This window comes from Streptomyces sp. NPDC036822 (genome assembly GCF_055609145.1).
This window is the reverse complement of the sequence record NZ_JBVJPY010000036.1, coordinates 1-18,493: the sequence shown is the minus strand read 5'-3', so window position 1 is coordinate 18,493 and position 18,493 is coordinate 1. Positions and strand designations below refer to the sequence as shown.

General features: G+C 66.5%; 19 protein-coding genes and 2 pseudogenes. 7 read left to right on the top strand and 14 right to left on the bottom strand.

All coding sequences use genetic code 11. The annotated features are described in order from the left end of the window. Positions 1-150: 150 nt before the first annotated feature. The 3 genes and pseudogenes from ACZ68P_RS35050 to ACZ68P_RS35040 all read right to left on the bottom strand — a co-directional run. A pseudogene (locus tag ACZ68P_RS35050) lies at positions 151-287 on the bottom strand (IS5/IS1182 family transposase); the annotation flags it as partial. A gap of 420 nt (positions 288-707) precedes the next feature. Next, positions 708-1,970 carry a hypothetical protein gene (locus tag ACZ68P_RS35045; protein WP_471013269.1) on the bottom strand — a complete coding sequence of 421 codons (1,263 nt, stop codon included), beginning with the start codon at positions 1,968-1,970 and terminating at the stop codon, positions 708-710. Positions 1,971-2,446: 476 nt separating this feature from the next. After that, positions 2,447-3,994: a hypothetical protein gene (locus ACZ68P_RS35040; RefSeq protein WP_471013268.1), complete on the bottom strand. Its 1,548-nt coding sequence runs from the start codon at positions 3,992-3,994 to the stop codon at positions 2,447-2,449. Between the two features lie 378 nt (positions 3,995-4,372). Between ACZ68P_RS35040 and ACZ68P_RS35035 the strand changes: the two genes are divergently transcribed. From ACZ68P_RS35035 to ACZ68P_RS35025, 3 genes are read left to right on the top strand one after another with little or no spacing between them, the layout of a single operon-like run. Further along, positions 4,373-4,693, top strand: coding sequence for a hypothetical protein (locus tag ACZ68P_RS35035; protein ID WP_471013267.1), 321 nt, complete (start codon positions 4,373-4,375; stop codon positions 4,691-4,693). A 2-nt stretch (positions 4,694-4,695) separates the two neighbouring features. After that, on the top strand, positions 4,696-5,349 hold the full coding sequence (locus tag ACZ68P_RS35030) for a hypothetical protein (protein WP_471013266.1): 654 nt from the start codon (positions 4,696-4,698) through the stop codon (positions 5,347-5,349). A gap of 21 nt (positions 5,350-5,370) precedes the next feature. Continuing rightward, a complete protein-coding gene (locus tag ACZ68P_RS35025; RefSeq protein WP_471013265.1) occupies positions 5,371-6,027 on the top strand; it encodes a hypothetical protein in 657 nt (218 codons plus the stop codon). 764 nt (positions 6,028-6,791) lie between these two features. On the opposite strand, the gene ACZ68P_RS35020 is transcribed toward ACZ68P_RS35025, so the two are convergent. The 6 genes from ACZ68P_RS35020 to ACZ68P_RS34995 all read right to left on the bottom strand — a co-directional run bounded on the left by ACZ68P_RS35020 (position 6,792) and on the right by ACZ68P_RS34995 (position 10,874). Continuing rightward, positions 6,792-7,055: an FxLYD domain-containing protein gene (locus ACZ68P_RS35020; RefSeq protein WP_471013264.1), complete on the bottom strand. Its 264-nt coding sequence runs from the start codon at positions 7,053-7,055 to the stop codon at positions 6,792-6,794. 533 nt (positions 7,056-7,588) lie between these two features. After that, entirely contained in the window at positions 7,589-8,041 is a 453-nt protein-coding gene (locus ACZ68P_RS35015) for a lamin tail domain-containing protein (RefSeq protein ID WP_471013263.1), read from the bottom strand. A 350-nt stretch (positions 8,042-8,391) separates the two neighbouring features. Further along, complete coding sequence (gene mscL, locus ACZ68P_RS35010) at positions 8,392-8,841, bottom strand: large conductance mechanosensitive channel protein MscL (RefSeq protein WP_471013262.1); 450 nt, start codon at positions 8,839-8,841, stop codon at positions 8,392-8,394. Between the two features lie 231 nt (positions 8,842-9,072). Then, the gene (locus ACZ68P_RS35005) at positions 9,073-9,732 is read right to left on the bottom strand and encodes a DUF3618 domain-containing protein (RefSeq protein ID WP_471013261.1); all 660 of its coding nucleotides are present in this window, start codon (positions 9,730-9,732) and stop codon (positions 9,073-9,075) included. Continuing rightward, positions 9,708-10,139, bottom strand: a complete 432-nt coding sequence (locus ACZ68P_RS35000; protein ID WP_471013260.1) for a phage holin family protein — start codon at positions 10,137-10,139, stop codon at positions 9,708-9,710. The genes ACZ68P_RS35005 and ACZ68P_RS35000 overlap by 25 nt, the downstream gene beginning before the upstream one ends. A gap of 3 nt (positions 10,140-10,142) precedes the next feature. Then, a complete protein-coding gene (locus tag ACZ68P_RS34995; RefSeq protein WP_471013259.1) occupies positions 10,143-10,874 on the bottom strand; it encodes a hypothetical protein in 732 nt (243 codons plus the stop codon). Between the two features lie 1,209 nt (positions 10,875-12,083). Here ACZ68P_RS34995 and ACZ68P_RS34990 point away from each other — a divergent pair. Continuing rightward, complete coding sequence (locus ACZ68P_RS34990) at positions 12,084-12,557, top strand: lamin tail domain-containing protein (RefSeq protein WP_471013258.1); 474 nt, start codon at positions 12,084-12,086, stop codon at positions 12,555-12,557. 235 nt (positions 12,558-12,792) lie between these two features. Here the strand turns inward: ACZ68P_RS34990 and ACZ68P_RS34985 are convergent. The 3 genes and pseudogenes from ACZ68P_RS34985 to ACZ68P_RS34975 form a co-directional block, all read right to left on the bottom strand. After that, positions 12,793-12,975, bottom strand: a pseudogene (locus ACZ68P_RS34985) (SAM-dependent methyltransferase); the annotation flags it as partial. Positions 12,976-13,066: 91 nt separating this feature from the next. Next, on the bottom strand, positions 13,067-13,351 hold the full coding sequence (locus ACZ68P_RS34980; RefSeq protein WP_471013257.1) for a hypothetical protein: 285 nt from the start codon (positions 13,349-13,351) through the stop codon (positions 13,067-13,069). Between the two features lie 36 nt (positions 13,352-13,387). Continuing rightward, positions 13,388-13,615, bottom strand: a complete 228-nt coding sequence (locus ACZ68P_RS34975) for a hypothetical protein (protein ID WP_471013256.1) — start codon at positions 13,613-13,615, stop codon at positions 13,388-13,390. A gap of 676 nt (positions 13,616-14,291) precedes the next feature. Between ACZ68P_RS34975 and ACZ68P_RS34970 the strand changes: the two genes are divergently transcribed. From ACZ68P_RS34970 to ACZ68P_RS34960, 3 genes are all read left to right on the top strand, one after another. Then, positions 14,292-14,726: a DUF6892 domain-containing protein gene (locus ACZ68P_RS34970; RefSeq protein WP_471013255.1), complete on the top strand. Its 435-nt coding sequence runs from the start codon at positions 14,292-14,294 to the stop codon at positions 14,724-14,726. Positions 14,727-14,947: 221 nt separating this feature from the next. Further along, a complete protein-coding gene (locus ACZ68P_RS34965; protein ID WP_471013254.1) occupies positions 14,948-15,379 on the top strand; it encodes an Hsp20/alpha crystallin family protein in 432 nt (143 codons plus the stop codon). A 98-nt stretch (positions 15,380-15,477) separates the two neighbouring features. Further along, positions 15,478-15,873, top strand: a complete 396-nt coding sequence (locus ACZ68P_RS34960) for a DUF2267 domain-containing protein (RefSeq protein ID WP_471013253.1) — start codon at positions 15,478-15,480, stop codon at positions 15,871-15,873. Positions 15,874-16,064: 191 nt separating this feature from the next. On the opposite strand, the gene ACZ68P_RS34955 is transcribed toward ACZ68P_RS34960, so the two are convergent. Continuing rightward, positions 16,065-16,523, bottom strand: coding sequence for an ATP-binding protein (locus ACZ68P_RS34955; protein ID WP_471013252.1), 459 nt, complete (start codon positions 16,521-16,523; stop codon positions 16,065-16,067). Positions 16,524-18,092: 1,569 nt separating this feature from the next. Next, positions 18,093-18,296, bottom strand: a complete 204-nt coding sequence (locus ACZ68P_RS34950; RefSeq protein WP_471013251.1) for a cold-shock protein — start codon at positions 18,294-18,296, stop codon at positions 18,093-18,095. Between the last annotated feature and the right edge of the window lie 197 nt (positions 18,297-18,493).

The following is an 18,493-nucleotide window of genomic DNA, read 5'->3' as shown; positions in this document are numbered from 1 at the left end:
ACGACAGAAGACTCGCGCGACACCAACCTCACCGCATCAAGAACGGTGCACTTTCATCCGTACGCGGTGGTGCACGTTCACTTGTACGCCGACACTCCAGCACAGGATGAAAGAGGCTCACTGGATACATAGGGTGGCGCCAGCGGGTCATGAGCCGTAGCCGAGTTCCTGCGGAAGGTGTTCCCAGGCTATCCCGGAGTGCAGGACGAACAGGATGCCTTGGACCACCAGAAGGCCCGATGCCGCTTGCGCCCGGGATACCGATTCCGGCGCTCGACCTTCGGCATCAGCGGCTCGACCACAGCCCACAAATCGTCATCGACATCTCACGGCTTCGGCCGAGCCACCCCGCACCCCCGGATCAGCAGCCCGGGAGCGGTCCACCCACCTCGAGATCATTTCGTTAGGAGTTCTTATGGGCCGTTGGCCGGATATCCCTATCTCGGCCGCCACATGTGGGACCGGGTGGCCCGGCACGGACACGATCAACGAGCAGGAGCTAAGTCAGAGGGGCATTACGGTGGGACACGTAAACCTCCGTTGTGGGGTGAAGCCGATCCACCTCGACCCCACCGAAGGTTTCGCCACGAGCAAGGCCCACGTATGTCAACGATGCTCCTGATCAGTACGCCTAGGTGCCGGAGACTCGGATTCCTAACACTCCCTTGGGCAGGTGGGGTAGCCACGACCGATGCAAAACATGGAACTCATCCCTCGTTCCCTATGGGGCGTGGGGCCTTGCTCGGGACCCTGCCGTAGCCGTAATCCCTGTATATATTGGCCTGCAGCTCCTCACGATGGGTACTGATCACCTTATCGCGGAGCTGGCGGCGCTGAATTTTCTTCTTTGGCATACTGGGGTTCCTTTCTTGCGGAGGAAGCTCTGAACTCCGCCCAGCCGTTGTTCCCGACTCTGGGCCGAAGTGTTGACGAAGCTCGGCTATTACAGCGTATGAGAGATACCGTATGGATACTTCGGCTTCGTCCGCGTCCGCCCCGGAGTCGACTCCAAGGCGGCGAATCTGATCGAATTCGATCTCGGTGAACATTTTGAATACGTGCTGCGCAAGAAACCCGAGGGGGGAAATTTGCTCGTTTCTATCGCATGGCTTCCAGGCGAGCGAGTGGGATCCTAGATAATGTAGGATATGCTCCGCCAGGTAGGGAGATTCCAGGAAGGGTTGATTTGCGGAAGCCCTAAAAGCCGCGATTAGGTCGTTCTCTGCCTCGATCCACCACGCATGGCGCGATAGTAGTTCGTTGTTATAGTCAAGGTAGTTGTCCCACTCGAAGCCCTCCCGGGCGACAAATTCCCCTGGTGAACCGTAGGCCGCGACAAGGTCTTGGCTTATCGCGTTAGGAGGGCTTGCCCAGCGGCCGTCCGAGGGCTTTGTTTCGACGTAATAGTCGGAGGATCCAATGGAGTCCTCGTAGTCGACTTCAGTATAGCCGTAGAACCGACACTCCGAGGAACTTGCGAAGGTTACAGATTTCTCATGTGGAGGTGCAATTATGGAACTTTTGACGGCCATTTCATCAAGGTGATTACGCCTTTCGCGACGGCGATAATTGCCCTTGTTTTCTTTGGGCATGGGAGGAGCCCACCGTGTTACGGTATCCTCTACCATGGCAGTAATCAGGAATGATATTTCAGTATCTATCTGCTCCGCTCTGGCGCTCTTCGCATGCACGGCAAGGCGATCTGCTAGGAGGCTGGCAAACTCTTGACAGCGGGAGAACTTCCAGAATGCCGTTTCCTGAATCCCATTCTTTTCCCATCGTGCATTCCGTGCTCCGAGTCCGGGATTTTGCTGGACGGTTTTTCGGCAATGCCTTTTGAAATCTCTCCATACAGCCTCGACGTTCGGATATTTCTTGGCTCTCTTTTCTGGACTCGAACAGAAGCTCTCGACAGAGCTCGTGAGCACCATTTCCATCGATGCGGAAAACTTCCGCCACTGGTTCTTCATTGTCGCCCTTAGGAATTTCGCTGCGGTCGGCCGCCAGTTGGTGGCGACATGATCGGTACTGCTCCCTTAAAGGTACGCCTAAGGGCGTCCTTTATTTTCATCGATGCGTCCCCTAAAGTGCAGATTTTTGGGCAGTCTATCGGGCATAGGTGAGGTGAAGGGGGCCGAGCGGCTAATGTGCGCACCCGTTTTGTCGAGTGCCGTCGTGTGTGGCATGTCGCCGAGCTGATATTCGTTCCGTACCTGTCCGTCACTTCTGGCTACCGAACTCGAACTCGTGATGTCAGTGGTGTCGCAGAGACCGCTGAACTCTGGCCGTTCGAGATTAGGAGCGTGGCTGCAGCCAATGACGCCGCGGCGGCCAAGGTCACGTCGACGTCGTCGCTCCAGACTTCCAGCCATGACCCAGGTAGCCGCCTTGCGCGAGGAACAGGACCTTGCCGGGGCACTCGCCGGTCTCGGTGACGAGCTGCGCTTCAGTTGCCACGACGGGCTGGGCCAGTGGGTACGGGCTCCGCCTTGCTGGTGTCGAGTTCATTTCCGCCTCGGTTCTCGCTGGGCGGCAACGCGACAGACCACTGCTTCGCCTCAGCCCAGCGCAGTGCGTACGGCGTCAGGACGCCGTTCGCCTCAGCCCAGCGCAGTGCGTACGGCGTCAGGACGCCGTTCGCCTCAGCCCAGCGCAGTGCGTACGGCGTCAGGACGCCGGCGATGGCCACTACGAGGCTGCACATGAGCAGGGCGATGGCGAAGCCACGGCGAGGCCCCACGACAGCTGACGCGGTAGCCGCGCGAACCACGAACACAGCCAGGACGATGAGAGGAAACGCGGCCAGGACACGCGCGAGAGCTCTCAGTCGTTCCGCATGAGCGAGCCTTCGTTCTTGCAGATCAGCCAGTTTCGCTTTCGCCGCATCGCCGGGATCGAAAGGCCTGCGTCTGCTAAGCCAGGTGAGAGCCGCGACCACGGCAAACAGGCCGGCAAGCGCCCACAGGTTACGAAACCACAGCCAGGCGAGAAGGGCCGCTGCACCGCAGGCCAACCACAGCGCTATCAACGGGACAGAGTCAAGGATCCGCTCCCGCGAAAGAGCGGAGCGATGCACGCTGCGCCACAGCAGCAGTACGAGCACGACGACAGACGCCAAGGTGGCCACGCCGCGCAATCCGTTGTCCAAGAGTCCCAGCAAGGCGTCCTGGACCTGGTCGGTTCCCACACCGCTCAGAAGAAGAAGCAGCAGCGCCGCGACAGCGAGCTGCAGTCGCAGAGCGCGCACGTCCCGACGCCATGGTGTGGACCTTGGCCGACGGTCCCACAGCAGGAACGCGAGCAAGACTACTGCCACGGCCACGCACAGCCACTTCAAGGCTCCGGCTGCACAGGCGATCCAGTGCACGATATCGATCTCATGCGGGGAAATGGGCGGCAGCAACAGGAGGAGGCATGCTGCCTCAACCACCTCGGCGAACAGCAAAACGAACATCAGGCGGCGACGAAGTGACGGCCGTGTCGCCCGGTAGATGGAAGGAGGGAACCGCCCCGCCGACGGCCGCTGCTCAGAAGGACGCAGCACACGAAGGCCACGGTTGAGCAGCAAGACATATCCGCACGCGAACAGGACATCCAGCACGACGTAGGCCCACACCAGCTGACGCCACTGAGGAGCCTGCCCGAGTGGGCTGATCTCCGTGCCGCGGGCGTCGGTGAACAGCTTGAGGCAGTCGTCCACTCGGCTGCGAGGATCGCCCGTCACGTCGACGGCAGGAGCGGGGGGTCGCGTAGTGCCGTCTAAGGTTTTGGCACTCCCCCACACATCGTCCAAGGCATAGGCCCACACGCACCACGCCGTACGTGACTCGACCCCCGGGATGACGAGAGCCCCCACCGTCGCCGTGGGGTGGGCTGGGGCCTCGATGCGTGCGAGACCGGCGTCGACCTGTCGTAGCGCGACGACCAGGAGCAGCACCAGCATGCCCAGCACCGCCACGCCCCGCCCGACCTTCCACGGACGGTAGGCATCCACCTGATTGGTTTGCTGAGAGCGAAGCAATGCTCACTGACTGTAAGGGACCTGGGGGGGAGATGGGGGAGGCTCGCAAGGACACAATCGCCCGGTTCAACCCCACTCACCGAGTTCTGCGTAAGGCGGCCATCTACCGTTCGGCGAGGCCGGTGGCCTCACGAGACGTCGCACACTCCTCGTGGTGGCGAGTTGGCCGCGGCCCGGCCAACTCGCCACGAGCGAGACGTCCTTGCCACGTCAGCCGGCCCGAGGAGCGCATCGGCGTCGAGGAGAACCGGAGCACGTCAGTCGTCTGGGCGTAGCGTCGGACCGTAGCGCAGTTCTCACTGTATGTGATGCTCGGTTTCCGAGAGCACTGCGACTGGAGAGGGTGATCTGATGAGCGAGACCAAGGGTGACGCCGTGGTCCTTGCCGACACCGACGGCTACTACTACGTCCTGCCCAGGGAGGTCATCGAGGTGTCGCGGATCGAGAAGGCGGCACAGGGCCGTGTCGACGAACTGCTCGCCTCCGGCGCCTCCGGCGGGTCCGCCCAGTTCTCCTACCGTGGCGCGATCACGCTGCCCGCCGACAGCGAGTGGACACACTTCACGCCGGACGTGGCATGGCCGAACGGCGGCGCGAAGTCCGGGCGGCAGCACCCGAACCAGATGGTGATGATGGACAAGCCGGTTATCCGCGCCGCCGGAGCAGAGTAGGCATGCTCCTCGGACCGGCCGCAGCCGGCGAGCGCGGGGGGACCCCGTCGGCCCCTGACGAGTTCGCTGTCGGCCTGCCGACCGTGGCCAGCAGCCATCGGGAATGCCTCGCCGGGCAGGGATTCGCGGCGTTCAGCGAACTCTGGAACAGCTCGACCGCCGAGGCGATCGCCGTGGAAGCGGCGGCGTTGTTCCCGGCCGCGGAAGCCACCGCGCGCCGGGCCGGCGGGCTGATCCAGGCGACCTCGTCCGACGCCCCGCTGCTTACGCGACTGCACTTCGCCCTGGTGCCGTTGGCGAGAGCTCTGACCGGTCGGCTGCTCGTACCGTCGTACGGCTGGTACAACTTCTACCCGCGAGACGACGCGATCTGGCTGCACGTCGACGTCGAGAAGTCTGACCTTGCGATTGTGGCTACCGCGTTGGGCGGTGTGGGTCCGCTCCATGTCCACCCCGAGCTGGCTGGCCGGACCCAGGCGGAGCTGGACCGGCTGCAGACCGGTCCCTCCTGGGATGCCGACAGCGGATGCCGCATCGCCTACCCGCGGCGCGGCGTCCTCGCCCTGCGCGGACGGTCCGTACCCCACCACCGGCCGGGGCGCCCTCTGGCGACCCTAGGTGCGGTCGCAGCCCTGCACTTCACGTCGTTGCTGTAGCCACGCTCGAGAGGACGACTGATGCCCCAGCTCGCACCCGAGATCGTCCCGCTCGATGCCACGGAGCTCGTGTCCTTCGTACCGACAGCGGCCGACCGCCGGTCCTTGCGGACACTCGGCTACGCGCACCTCGACGGCCTGTGGGACCAGGGTTTCCGCGACAGGCTCGCCGACGAGGCACGCGAACGTCACGCGTGTGCCCGGGTCCCGGACGCCGGCCCCCGCACCCCCGTCGAAGAGCGCCGCCGAGTCCGCAAGCCGACCCCGGCGGCCACGGGCCGGCTGCTGTCCCGGCTCCACGTCTCGATGACCGGTGTCGCCCGTGCCCTGTCAGGTCGGCTCCTCGTCCCCACGTTCTCGTCCTACGGCTACTACGAGGCCGACGATGAGGTATTGCTCCACCTGGACACGGACGACTGCGACATTACCCTGCTGACCACGGCGCTGGGCCGGGTCGGGCCACTGCACTTGCGGCCCGAGCTGCGCGGCCGCGACATGGCCGAGCTGGGGCGACTTGAGGACGACGCGGCGTGGGACCGCCAGGGCGGGTTCATGATCGACTACCCACGCCGCGGGCTCACGGCCCTGGCCGGCAACACCGTGCCGCACAACCGGCCCGGCCGGCCTACCACCGCGGTGAGCGCCGTGGCCGCACTTTGCTACCGCGCGCTCTTCTGACCTTGGCAGTGCCGGTCAACCGCGGACGCCTCGGCGCGGCAGGTAGGCGACCGGGTCCTCCGATGTCGGCCCGGCGGCGGCCTGGTGACGGTCGCGGCAGGCACCGGGTCAAGGGCTTTGTCGTCGGGCAGGCCGAGGGCGAGCTCGGCGTGCTGGACACACCGGCGCCTGCCCGCCCTCGCGTGGATGTCTTCACGGCTCCGCGGGCCGGGACACCGTCGGCGGCGTAGTGCACGCGGCCAAGGTGGCGAGCCCAGCGGCCGACCTCGCCTTCACCAGGATCGAAGGCTGCTCTGAGGATCACCTCCACCTGGACCCGGTCGGCGGCCACCGTGCCACCCGAACGTCGCGCTACCCCTTCGACTCCTTACGGGATCGGCGCCCGGCTTCCTTCTCGGACCGCTCCAAAGCCCGGCAGAACGGGCATGAAAGGCCCTCTTGACCGGCCCCGGTGTGGGGGCCGGCCCGGTAGGCGCCCAGAAGCTCGGCACGTACTCCCGAGACGTACTCGTCGTGTTCGTGTGCATGCTTCTTCATATGTTCGCAAACGGGCAGCACCGAAAGCAGGAGGCGGGGCAATACGCCTTGGGACGAAACGGGGATCTCCAGCCATCAATGACCCTATAAAGTCACGTTTCCGTCACGCGCGGTGTTGCGATGCCCGGAGAGGCCCAAAGGCTCCTCGAAGCCGTCTGCTGCAGCCCGGCCGCGGGTCTCGTCTGGCATGTCATCCTCACGCACGGCTCGGTCGTGCCATCACCGTCTCAGGACGCAAACCGGGTGACATCCGTAATCCGGCAAGTGATCTTGGCTGTCATCTGGGCCAGGCCCTGCGCCCTCACCTTCGACTGCTGCCCAGGAGCAACATTGTTCGTGCCGACAGTCGCTTCCTCCAGGCGCTTGCCGGACGCATCGACGAACTCGACGTGCACGATGTAGTTGCTCGCCTTGCTGGACCGGTTCGTGATCAACAGCTCGGCGCTGGGCGAGTCGGTGGTCGAGTCGACCTCGCAGGCCGTGATTCTCACGTCTCCTCGGGGGCCGGTTTCCTCCTGCGGCCGCTGGGAGCCGGACGTCTCCCGCGTCGCGGGCTGCGTGGCTGGGCTCGACGGGATCCGATCCGGATCGCCGCCATCCCCTCCGCCGAGAGGGTGGCTCACCCTGACCGGACGGTGACAGGCCCTATGCAGATGGCGGGTCATGACGCGGCATAAGCACAGCGTCCGGCCGGTCCTTCACGGACGCATCGGACAGAGCCGGAAGGCGGTACGAGCGCTCAATTCGGCGTGACAGGTCACTGAGATCCGCCACGTGCCGGGGTTTGACAGGGTGATGGGCCGTGCAGCGGGAGGAGACGATCTCTTCGCCACTGCCACCTCGACCAGTTCCTGGCGGCAGGAGGTGCGCGTAGCGGTATGCGACGCGGTAGTCCGCTGACGCTGCCGGTTTGGCTGGTGATCAACGTGCGCGGCCTGTGCGGCGCCGCATCAGCGCGGTGCTCTTGCGCTGCGCCGGCCGGTTCTCGCCCGGCGCGCGTGGGCGCCGGGCGAGGAGGTGGTGGTCAGCACATGACGGAGTCGACGCGGGTGGAGTTGTAAGAGCAGGTGTCGACCCTGGCGCCGTTGGAACGCTTCAGGGTGGCGGTGTCACGGTTGTTGTTCCACACGTAGGCGGCACGCTGCTGGTAGAGGTTGGCGCTGGTGTTGGTGCCCCTGCCGGTGCGGATGGTGACGGTCTTGCCCTTGCCGAGGATGAAGTTGCCGAAGGTGTACTTGTGGTTCGCCGCGTCCGTCAGCGTCCACCCCCGCAGATTGACGGCCGCGGTGGTGGTGTTGCGGACGACGACGTACTCCCCGTTCAGGCTCGCGTTCGTCCGGGTGTCGCTGCCCGGGCTGTCGTAGTAGATCTTGTAGAGGTGGACGGAGCCGGCCGCCTGGGCGGGTGCGGGCAGGGCGAGCAGGCCGGCGAACGCCGCCGTCGTGACGACGGCGGCAGCGGTACGCGTACGGAGCATGGATGTCCCCTTGGTGCGGTGATGAGAGAGCCGGGCGCATCCCCACTTCGCGGGCCCGGTAGTTGATCACCGTATAGAGCAATGGCCCCCGTGTTGCTCCGAGTTACCAAATCAGGACCAACCGAATTTTCGTACGAAAACCCGTCCCGGTTCGGCGGCGGTACGGCAGAACCGTTCACCCGGTAGGCCTCGTCCCCGCTGGACGGAGAGAGCCCTCTCCCGTTGAGTAGCCCACCGATCGGCCTCGGGCAGGGCGAAGGGGCGGCCCCGCTCGTGCGGGGCCGCCCCTTCGTCCTGCCCGCCTCCCCGCGTGCACAGCCTCTACGCAGGGGCGCGCCTGTGGAGGTCGGTCACCCGGCCCGCTGGGTTGTCGCCCCGGCCTGGGCGGGTACTGCGGGCAGGGGGACGGTGCAGGAGGCGCAGCGTCGGGCCTGTGCCGGGACGGGGCTGAGGCACTCGGGGCAGTCTCGCTTGGGTGCCTGGACGTCGTGGTGCGGGGCGAGGCGCTCGTGCAGCTTGTTGATCGGGAGTACGACGAGGAAGTACAGGGCGCTGGCGAGGAGGAGGAAACTGATCGCCGCGTTGATGAAGGCTCCGTAGGGGAACGCGGTGGCGCCCACGGTGAAGGTCTTGCGGTTCATGTCGCCGGTGGCGCCGGTCGCCAGCCCCACGAGAGGGGTCAGGAAGGCTCCGACGAAGCCGTTCACGACGGCGGTGAACGCCGCTCCGATGACGATGCCGACCGCAAGGTCGACCACGTTGCCGCGCAGGATGAAGCTGCGGAAGCCCTTCACCTTCATACCCCCTGAAAGGCCTTGACGTCGGCGGACGGCACGATGGGGCGTGGGTAGCCCGGCCCCTTCCACCCCCGTGCCCTGCCACGCCGCGCCCATGCTTGCTGGACGCGCACTGCCCCACGTTCTTCGGTGCACCACCCGCCGAAAACGTGCCGCCTTGCACCCGCGAGTAGGTACGGGCCCGCGGGGATGCCTTATGCCCGCCGTTCTCAGGAGTCCCCGTCGAAGAGGTGCTCAGGGGGAGGTTCCGGGGGTGCGGCGCACTTCTTCGGCTGCGTCCTGGCCCACCTGGCGCAGCCCCTGCGCTGTCTCCTGGCTGGCGTTTTGCGCGTGGTCCTTGGTGATCCCCGCAGCGTCCTGGGTGGTGCTCTTCACCGCTTGCACGGCCTGAGCCGCGGGCTCCCGCATCTCCTCCTTGACCTCCTGGGCTGCGTCAACGACCGTCTGCTTGACGGGTTCAAGCAGCTCTTCGGATTGCTCGCGCAGCTGCCGTCCGGCGCGTTCCTCTGTCTCGGTGGTCGGCACAAGCGCGGCAGCGAGCATGCCGGCTCCAAAGGCGATCAGCCCGGCTGCCAGGGGGCTGCCCTGGGTCTGCCGCTTCACCTGCGAGGGTGCCTGCTGAAGAGTCTCGTTCACCGTTCCGCCGACCTCCGCGGCCGCTCCAGTGATGCTGTCCGTGGCGCGGTTCAGGCTCTGGGATGCACCGTATGCCGTGCTCTGCGCCGTGCCCATCACACGCTCCTTCACTCCGCTGACCCGGTGGCGCACCGCACCGACTTTGCGTCGGGCCACCCTGCGCGGGGTCATCCTTTCCGCCAGAGCGTCGACGTTGCTCGCCAGGTGCGCGCGCCGGTGCTCCGCATCAGTTCTCAGCTCGTCGGGTGTTGTGCCCATCGCGCATCCTCCTTCAGCGACTGCACGGTCTGTTCGGGCTTGAGATGGACCTTGCGCCAGCCTGCCCGCCCGTTGACATAGAGCGCTGCTCCTACGGCCGCCCACAGGGCGGTGACGATCAGCGCGGCCCAAGCGATATCGATCACGTGGGCCAACGCGAAGACGACTGTGAGGCTGGCGAACAGCAGCACCATGTGACCGGCGTAACCCGCCCCGCCCAGCATGCCGGCCGCTTTGCCGGCCTTCGCCGATTCCTGTTTCAGCTCGGCCTTCGCCAGTTCGATCTCGGTGCGGACCAGCCCGGACACATCCTGGCCGATCTCACTGATCAGATCACCAATCGACGGCTCCGCCACCGTCGGCGGCGGGGCATGGCCGGTAGGCCGCTCCTGATGTGCGGTGGCCACGGGTCACATCCCTTCTCTCGGCCGCGGCGAGCCGCCGTGCGGCTGCGCCCCGCCCACCGGGGGGTAGGACGGCGGATTGGGCACCACATGCGGGGGCTGCGACTGGCCGTAGGTATCGGTCAGGTCCTCATAACCGGCAGGTATCCCAGAGCGTCCCACCGCAGGAACGTCTTGATCAGTCCGGTCCCCGGCAGCAGAGCTGCTGCTGTCGCCCGTACCACTGTCGGTGGAGGAGGCCGCGCTCACTCCCTTGCCGGCCCGGCCGACGAGGAACCCGGCCACGGCCGCGCCCGCGAGGAAGGCTCCTGGTCGGCGGCGGGCGAAGTTCTGCAAGTCGCTGACCAGCCCATCGGGTCCGCGCTGCTGGATGCGGTCGGCAGCCTGGTCGCCGCCGTCAGCTATCTGACGGGCCACGCCCGCCATGGTGGAGTCGGGCTTGCCTCCCTCACCCATCTCCCGGAGCTCCTGCGCAAGCCGGCGCACGTTCTCCGCCAGCCGCCCGGTCTGCGACTGCGCCTGCCCCTGGAGCTGACCACGCAGATTCCCAACAAGGCTCCGTGCCTGGGCGGTGGCCTCGCCGACGACGTTGGCCGCCTGTTCCTTGGCCGCCCCGCCCACCTCGGCGGCCTTTCCGCCGACCAGTGCGGCACCCTCGCTCGCCTTGTCCTGAGCCGTATGCGCTACCGCCGCCGTGCTGCTTTCCTGCCGGCGGCTCGATTCCTGGAAGTCACTCAAGGCTCCTCCTCGTCAATCGAAGGATCGAGGTTCCCCGCCCAGCCAGCCCCTGCCCATGTTTGGGCCGTCCACGCGTGGTGGGGAAGGCAACCGAAACCAGTCCGAGCTCTTCGCCAACGAGCGTCTTCACCAGCCGAAACGCTGAGGAGCCACGAGCTGGGAAGCTTGCGGATCGCCCTGGGTCTCGGCGGTCGAGCGGACATCAGCGGGTGATCAAGGAAGCACGCTGTGCTCTCGCTGCCCCAGGGCCGGCCCCGGCCGCGCACCTCGTCTCAGCGGTCGCCACCAGCGCATAGCCCTCCGGCCGGTCGCCCGATAGATCCGCGACACAGCTGGAAGTCATGCACCGCCACTCCCCCGCGCCGCCTGCTCCTGGCGCCGCATCCGCCTTCGGCGCCCAGCTCGGACCACTCGGTGTAGCGGCGCAGCTTGGCATCGACGGGCTCCTTCACACGGTCGATGTCCAGGAGCATCGGGCACAAATGCGCCCGGGGCGCGCATCGTCAGGTCGCGTACTGGGTGTAGCCGTGGGGCAGCTTGTGGGTGATCTCGCTCTGTCAGGACAGCGGGGAACCGTACCCCGCCCCGGTGAGCACGGCAGCAGTCGTCGTGACGGCGGTGGCGCGTTCGTCGCAAGCCGGTCGATTTTACCGGCTGGTTTTCGTCGTCGAGCTCGGGTTTCGCGGCGCGGAGATCCGTAGGTTCTTCGGCAGCAGCCGCTGGGCTTCCTTGTGGCCCTTCTTGGTGAGCGCCCCCGGTTGCTGACGGGGCAGGAGTTGTCGGTCGATCAGGATCGGCGCGTGTAGCCGCGCCGTGGTGTCGGCGGCCGCCTTCCTGTGCGAGTGACGGTCCATATGTGCGAAGAAGTCTGCAGAACGGCTGTTACCTGCCTGCTCACCCGGGTGGTGGAGCTCGTTGCGGTACTCGCCCGATGGTCCCCCGCTCGGAAACAAGGGCTTGTTGTTGACCGCTGGACGGGTGGGTGCAGCAATCAGTGAATGTCATGGTCACGTTCTGACTCATGGATGCTCGATGCACCCGACAGTTACGGAAATGTCCAGACCTGGTAACTGGCCCTGGCTAGCCGGTCAACGGCGGGCCGTGGGTTGCAGAGTTTGCTTCCTCGGCCCGCACGGGACCGGGACACGCCCCGCGCTCACCAGCAGCATTCGGGTTGGTGAGGCTCTGTTCCTCAAGGAGACATCACCCATGTCTGCTGTTTCGACCGCCCGCCGTATCGCCGCGACCGCACTCGCGGCCGGCGCCCTCGTCTCCGTCGCCGCTCTGCCGGCAAGTGCCCACGACGGCGACCGTCACCGCACGTCGCGGGTGGAGATCAGCCGTGTGCAGGCCGACAGCCCCGGCCGGGACAACCGCTCCAACCGGTCGCTGAACGCCGAGTGGGTCGAGATCACCAACACCACCCGTCACTCGGTCAACCTCGACGGGTGGACCCTGAAGGACGAGGATGGTCACCGCTACACCTTCGACCACGTCCGCCTCGCCGGCCGCGCCACGATCCGCATCCACACCGGTGAGGGCCGCGACACCCGTACCGACCTCTTCCAGGACCGCCGCAACTACATCTGGGACAACCACTCCGACACCGCGACCCTCCGCGACGACCGCGGCCGCACCGTCGACACCGAGTCCTGGAGCGGCCGTCACCACCACCGCCGCTGACCCCACCCTCCCCGCGCCCCGCCTCCCGCTCGCCCAAGCGGGAGGCGGGGCGCCCCGCGTGCACGCCCGGAATTCGCTACGGCTGGCACGTCATATCGCATCGAGGTGCGGATCCACCGCAAGGGAGCCGGTCTCGCCATCCATGCCGACTCTCGGCCCCTACCGCTCCGGCGAAGCGCTCCTGCGCCGGTCTGCTCCAGGGTCACCGATCGCATCCTGGTGACCCCGGCATCCCCCAGCTCTGCGGCGTGCAGCTGTACCGGTAAGTGCGCATTGCGGAGTCGGCGCCCCTCTTGTACATGCCCTGCGGACCGAAGGCGCCGGGGATCACCAGTGGCCGGGAGAAGACGAACCTGCCGCCGGGGCTGAGTGGCTGGGCGACGAGCAGGAACAGGCAGGCACGGTCGGTGAACCAGATCAGGGACCGATGAGGTTGCGTCCCCGGACTTTCTCCAGCGACGTCAGCGCATCGTTTCCCCTGGTTCTCCTCGACGTCGAGGAAGACCCGTTCAGCAGAACCAGCCATTTTGGACCCAGCCCCGGCGGTTGATGTCTCCGTAGGCGAAGCCGTAGACCCAGTCACCGCCGCCTTGTTCGACGAGGAAGGTCTGCCCTCGGTAGAGCGTGCCCATCCATGCTCCGTGAGGGGCGGTGACCCGGACGAACAGGTCCTGGGCGCAGACGGTCTCGCGCTGGCCGACCGTGCCGTTGGCAGAGGCGGCGGGGGTGATGGTCGTGACGGTTGCCGCGGCGAAGGCCAGGGCCAGGGTGGCCAATCTGCTCGTGCGGGTCATGTAGCAGCCCTTTCCGTCGTCTTGTCGGGGCCTTGCTTACCAGGAACCGAAGCCGCCCAGGCACTCGTGCCTGACGAATCCCCAGTCGTTGGGACCGAAGTCGAAGGTGGCCGCCCAGCCGTTGTAGACCGGGTGGGCACCGCGAGTATGCCCGACCTTGTCACCGCGCAGCAGCGTCCGCTTCAGGCCGACCGGCCCTGACGCGCTGTCGTAGTTCGCGTAGAAGCTGGCACTGTCGCAGACGATGACGGCGTGTTCCGGCACAGTCGGTCCCGCCTGCGCAGCACCAGCGGTACTCAGGGCGAGAACAGCCATCGCAGAGAAGACGACACCTGCCCTACTAGTCGAGTTCATGACAAGCAAAGTGCCGGAAGGTCTCAGTCCCGTCCAGACGGCAGGTCCTCGCGGGGGTCGACATGCGGCCGGCATCCGTCGTCAACCTGGGCGAGCGCGGCCAAGGCGGTGCCAGCGGCCGCCGCGCTCCCGCCGCAGCGTCCGCAAGCTCGCCTGCCGACCGCCAGTTGAACCGCCTGCTTCTCGACGCCGGGCCCTGACCGCTCCACCAGCCCTTCAGCGGCCGCCGTCTCTACGGCGCGTTTCCCCCTGGACGACCTCATAGGCTCCGGTTCCACAGGCGCCGCGGGCGGCGGTGGGCAGGCGCACGGTCCGCTGCCCGTCGGCGGGCTCGGCCGGGCAGCGTTCGCGTCGGCCGGGTCCTCTCGGTCGCCGTCGAGGCGCTGCACCCGCGGTCCTCCTCAAGGGCGACCGCGGCCTCGCCGGTCGGTGGTCATGCCCGGCGCGCGCCGTCTGCGGGCTGCCCCCCTCGCCCAGTGCCCTATCGCAGGCCGCGGACTGACCGCCACGGCGGCCTGAGCAGGGCCGGGCCGGGCGTGGTCCGGGCGTGCCGAGCTGTGTCGTACCTCCGTGGTACTCATACGCCATGAGCCAGTTCCGCGACTTCAACCTCAAGCTACTCGTCATCGAGGAGCTCATGTACGGCCCTGCTCCGCTACTCCCGCCCTATGACCTGCCCGCGCGGCTGGCCGAGCGGGGAATCAACGACCCCGCGTCCTACGTCCTGGGCAACGGCCTCCACTCGGAGGTACTGCCGGAGTCCCGGGCCTATTTCGAGGCCCTGGAGATCCCGGAGGAGCTGCTCGCCCGCGTCGAGGAACTGTGCTTCGACGCCGGGGCAGAAGTCTTCCGGCACTGCGCCCCCGCCTGGGACGGCGAGGACGATCTGTTCGACGTCCGCTCACTCGACGACCTCGCCCTGCTGCCCAACCTGCGGGAGGTCACCTTCGTGGAAGACGGCGTCCTTGCCGTGCCAAAGGCGGCGGAGGTCTTCGCAGCCCGCGGCATCGACACCGACTGAGTCCTCACGCCCCTCCTTCGGGTGTCGCCCCAAGGCGACCCGCCTCTCTGCCACGAAGGCCCGAGAGTCGGGCGCGGACGGCATCTGGTCGGCGCGGACACCTTCCTCGTTTGTCATCATCTTGATGACGTCCGTGCTGTCATCCATTCGATGACATGTTACAACGGTGTCAGTGATGGCATTGGCAGCAACTGCCTGAACCTGCTGGAGGTGTCTTCACGATGTTGATGCGCACTGATCCCTTCCGTGACCTGGACAGGCTGACGCAGCAGCTGATGGGCCCGGGTTCCTGGTCGAGGCCGTTCGTGATGCCGATGGACGCCTACCGCGAGGGCGACGAGTACGTGGTGGCCTTCGACCTTCCGGGTGTCCCCGCAGACGCGATCGACATGGACGTCGAGCGGAACATGCTCACCGTCAAGGCGGAGCGTCGGCCGGTGGCGAAGGCCGACGATGTACAGATGGAGCTGTCCGAACGGCCGCTGGGCGTCTTCTCCCGCCAGATCGTGCTTGCTGACAGCCTCGACACCGAGCGCATCCAGGCCGACTACGAGGCGGGCGTGCTGACCCTGCGCATCCCGATCGCCGAGCGCGCCAAGCCCCGCAAGATCTCCCTCGGCGTCGGCTCCGGCCGAAAGGAGATCTCCGGCTGACACCGGCCGGACCGGTGGGGAGGGCGGGCGCCTTTGGTCTCCCCCTCACCCCGCCCTCCGCGCCCCGCGGGCAACCGGAAGAAGAAGAGGGCGGCGAGATGACTCTGCGACGCGAAGCGTTCCTCGACCACGTGAAGGAACGCGGCCAATACGGCACTGCGCAGGAAGCGGAGCGCGCGGCGCGCGTGGTGCTCGCCCTGCTCGGCGCGCACCTGGTCGGCGAGGTCCGCGCCCGGCTCGCGGCGCGCCTGCCGGAGGGCTTCGCCCTGATCCTGCTCAACCCGCTACAAAACGCCGAACCGCTGCCCCCGGAGCGGTTCATCCGGGCGACCGCCGCCTGGATTGAGGGCACCACCGAGCAGACCGCGGCCTGGGACGTCAGCGCGGTGCTGTCGACCGTAGCCGACGCCGCCGACGATGACCTGCTGGGACAGATACTGCTCCAGCTCCCCGCCGGCTACGACCTCCTCTTCGGCCGCCCCCAGCCCACCTGACCCTGCGGAATGCTCGTCGCACACGTCTCGGGGTGAGCCGAGTTCTGGACCAACCTCCCCAGGGCGGCCGTCACCGTCGCGCTCGTTCCCCGCACGAAGCATGTCCGTCAGCTCTCTTGGCGCCACCCTTCCGCATACAGCGATATGTCGGGGGCGGCGGATGGGGGGAGGTTTTCACAGCTGGCGGTCCGCTACGCCCCCGCCTGGATTGTCGGCCAGCGTGATGGCTGTGGAGATCTTTTGCCTACGGGCTCGCGGTGGACCGTGAAACTCTGCCCGACCTTCATGACGATCTCCAGACCGTGCCGACCGACCCGGCCCGGGTCGGGCGCAAGGATCACCGGCGGCGTAGGGTTGCTGTCCCACACGCTCACCTCGACTGCCCCTCCGCATATGTTCAAGGTCAGCAGGCACGGGCCGGGGGCGTACTTGCGGGCGTTGGTGACCAGCTCGCTGACCACAAGCATGACCATGCCCATCGCCCGCTCGGACACCGGCAGTCCGTGCACTGCCTGCACGTCTGTGAGAAAGCTATGGGCGAGGTCGCGGGCGACGGCGATATCCTCGCTGCCTTCGAAGGCTCCCGTCACAGCGATGTTGTTCCCCATCAGCGTCGAATGCTGATCCGCGTTACCCCAGGCCTGTTCCATGGCGACCCACCTCACCCCCATACCCATGCGACTCCGGTACCCCGGGATCTTCGCAGCAATCACGCCTGGCATGGCCAAGGGGGCGACCCCAGGAAGCCACCTTGCCGGGGTCGTATTGCGGGCGGATTGCCGCTCAGCAGCGGACGCGTGCCTGGACGTACGCGAAGAGGCCGCCTCCACCGGTGGTGAACAACACGAGGTGGAGGCGGCCATCGGTGATCACGGGCCCGTTGTGCGGGTCGTCATCACTCGAACCAGGCACGACGCTATCCCAACTCCACACCCATTTGCCTACATTGACTGCCTATATCCATTAGGGAATTTGTGCCATGTCTGCAACTGATTGCAGCGAACTGGCGGAATGCGGCCCCCCGACAGAGCACCTCTCCAGGCCGGGGCCGCAGACCTCGGGACCTTGGACGTCCTCCAGCTCGATGGCGAGCATGCTCGTGGTGGTGCTCCTCTCGATCGGCATGTCGAGTGGTGCGTGCGGGGCAGGCCCCGACGGTAGGGAGAACGGGGATCTCCGCCGGGCCCGTCCCTCTTTGCTGGCCACCCGGTTGAGTGGCAGACCTGCGGGCGCAAGGGGGTGGGGGGTCAGCCGATGCCAGGGTCGGCCAGCGGCGGCCGGACTAGGCGATGCAGCCAGACTCGCTCAGGTGCAATGGCGCCAATCTGTCTCTTTCCCCTCCGGACTCCCCCGCCCTTCTTTTCAGCCCGCCGCCGCCATACGGGCGCGGCGCAGTGCCAGGTTCAACCAGGTGGGCAGATGTCACACACGCTCGATGGGCACAAGCGACCGTTTCCAGAGGCCCCGCCGAGGGGCCGATCAGTGAGGTTCGGCGTTGCCGTACCGACCAGCCCGAGCGTCAGCCCCAGAAGCCGGGCGCCGACGTCCTCCAGCAGGAGCCTCAACGCGTGGCGAGCCAGATCTCCGCCGTATCCCCCGCCACCGACAAGATTCGGCGCTCCTTGCCCCTCTCCCTCGACGCGTCGCTCATCCGGTACTCCCACGCAATAGATAACGACAGTGCCGGAGATACGGCTCCTGCCGAATGGGTGCACCTGCACGCCGGCCCTCAGCACCGTGCCGCCCGGGACGACTCAGCCGCGGGAGTTCGCATGGATGTCAAAGTACTCCGGCATCCCGATTGACGAAATCCCAGGCGCTCGACCGCAAGAGCGCAGACTCCGCTTGATAAAGCGGGTGACGTTGGTCTTGCCAGGACTCGGCGCCTACGACCGCCGTAGTACGGCCTGATGACCGTTCTTGACCCTCGCCGCACTGAACCCGAACTCTGGGTGCACCCCTCAGGCCACAGCCGCTTCAGCACTGCTGTCGACTTGCTGCTGTTGACGGACAAGAAGCTCAAGTAGTCAACGGGCCGAACTGGGTCTCTCGCAACCTCGGAGAGGGCGGCCCCGCCGTACTGCGTCCCGCTTCACAGGGACCGGGGGCCTGTCCCGCACACCCATTTCCGGCGCGGGCCAGGATGGAGCGTAGACCGTTCGGGTGCGAGAAAGGGCCCCGATTCCGTTGTCCGGTCGGGGCCCCGCACCTCAGCCAAGTCAGGCCAGGCTGATGTTCTCGGCCTGGGGGCCTTTCTGGCCCTGGGTGACGTCGAACGTCACCATCTGGCCCTCCTGGAGCTCGCGGAAGCCAGAGGATTTGATCGCCGAGTAGTGGGCGAAGACATCCGGGCCGCCCCCGTCCTGGGCGATGAAGCCGAAGCCCTTCTCAGCGTTGAACCACTTCACAGTTCCCGTAGCCATATCTGATGCCTTCCAGTCGATGAACGCCTCCCACACCCTGCGGGAGACGGAGGTGATCGCCCTGGTTCCTGCGGCACAGCACAGCAAAAAACCCACGCCGAAGAGCTCGTAACACGATCATGAGTTGTGCTTCTTGAGACGTCTCCAGCAGATGAGGCTGCAGGCCAGGGAGACGAAGGCGTCGTGGAGTTCGGTGC

Excerpts from the sequence above, each read along its gene's own strand:
- ACZ68P_RS35045 (WP_471013269.1), bottom strand. The coding sequence starts at position 1,970 with ATGAAGAACCAGTGGCGGAAGTTTTCCGCATCGATGGAAATGGTGCTC.
- ACZ68P_RS35035 (WP_471013267.1), top strand. The coding sequence starts at position 4,373 with ATGAGCGAGACCAAGGGTGACGCCGTGGTCCTTGCCGACACCGACGGC.
- ACZ68P_RS35030 (WP_471013266.1), top strand. The coding sequence starts at position 4,696 with ATGCTCCTCGGACCGGCCGCAGCCGGCGAGCGCGGGGGGACCCCGTCG.
- ACZ68P_RS35025 (WP_471013265.1), top strand. The coding sequence starts at position 5,371 with ATGCCCCAGCTCGCACCCGAGATCGTCCCGCTCGATGCCACGGAGCTC.
- ACZ68P_RS35015 (WP_471013263.1), bottom strand. The coding sequence starts at position 8,041 with ATGCTCCGTACGCGTACCGCTGCCGCCGTCGTCACGACGGCGGCGTTC.
- mscL (WP_471013262.1), bottom strand. The coding sequence starts at position 8,841 with ATGAAGGTGAAGGGCTTCCGCAGCTTCATCCTGCGCGGCAACGTGGTC.
- ACZ68P_RS35005 (WP_471013261.1), bottom strand. The coding sequence starts at position 9,732 with ATGGGCACAACACCCGACGAGCTGAGAACTGATGCGGAGCACCGGCGC.
- ACZ68P_RS34990 (WP_471013258.1), top strand. The coding sequence starts at position 12,084 with ATGTCTGCTGTTTCGACCGCCCGCCGTATCGCCGCGACCGCACTCGCG.
- ACZ68P_RS34980 (WP_471013257.1), bottom strand. The coding sequence starts at position 13,351 with ATGACCCGCACGAGCAGATTGGCCACCCTGGCCCTGGCCTTCGCCGCG.
- ACZ68P_RS34970 (WP_471013255.1), top strand. The coding sequence starts at position 14,292 with ATGAGCCAGTTCCGCGACTTCAACCTCAAGCTACTCGTCATCGAGGAG.
- ACZ68P_RS34965 (WP_471013254.1), top strand. The coding sequence starts at position 14,948 with ATGTTGATGCGCACTGATCCCTTCCGTGACCTGGACAGGCTGACGCAG.
- ACZ68P_RS34960 (WP_471013253.1), top strand. The coding sequence starts at position 15,478 with ATGACTCTGCGACGCGAAGCGTTCCTCGACCACGTGAAGGAACGCGGC.
- ACZ68P_RS34955 (WP_471013252.1), bottom strand. The coding sequence starts at position 16,523 with ATGGAACAGGCCTGGGGTAACGCGGATCAGCATTCGACGCTGATGGGG.
- ACZ68P_RS34950 (WP_471013251.1), bottom strand. The coding sequence starts at position 18,296 with ATGGCTACGGGAACTGTGAAGTGGTTCAACGCTGAGAAGGGCTTCGGC.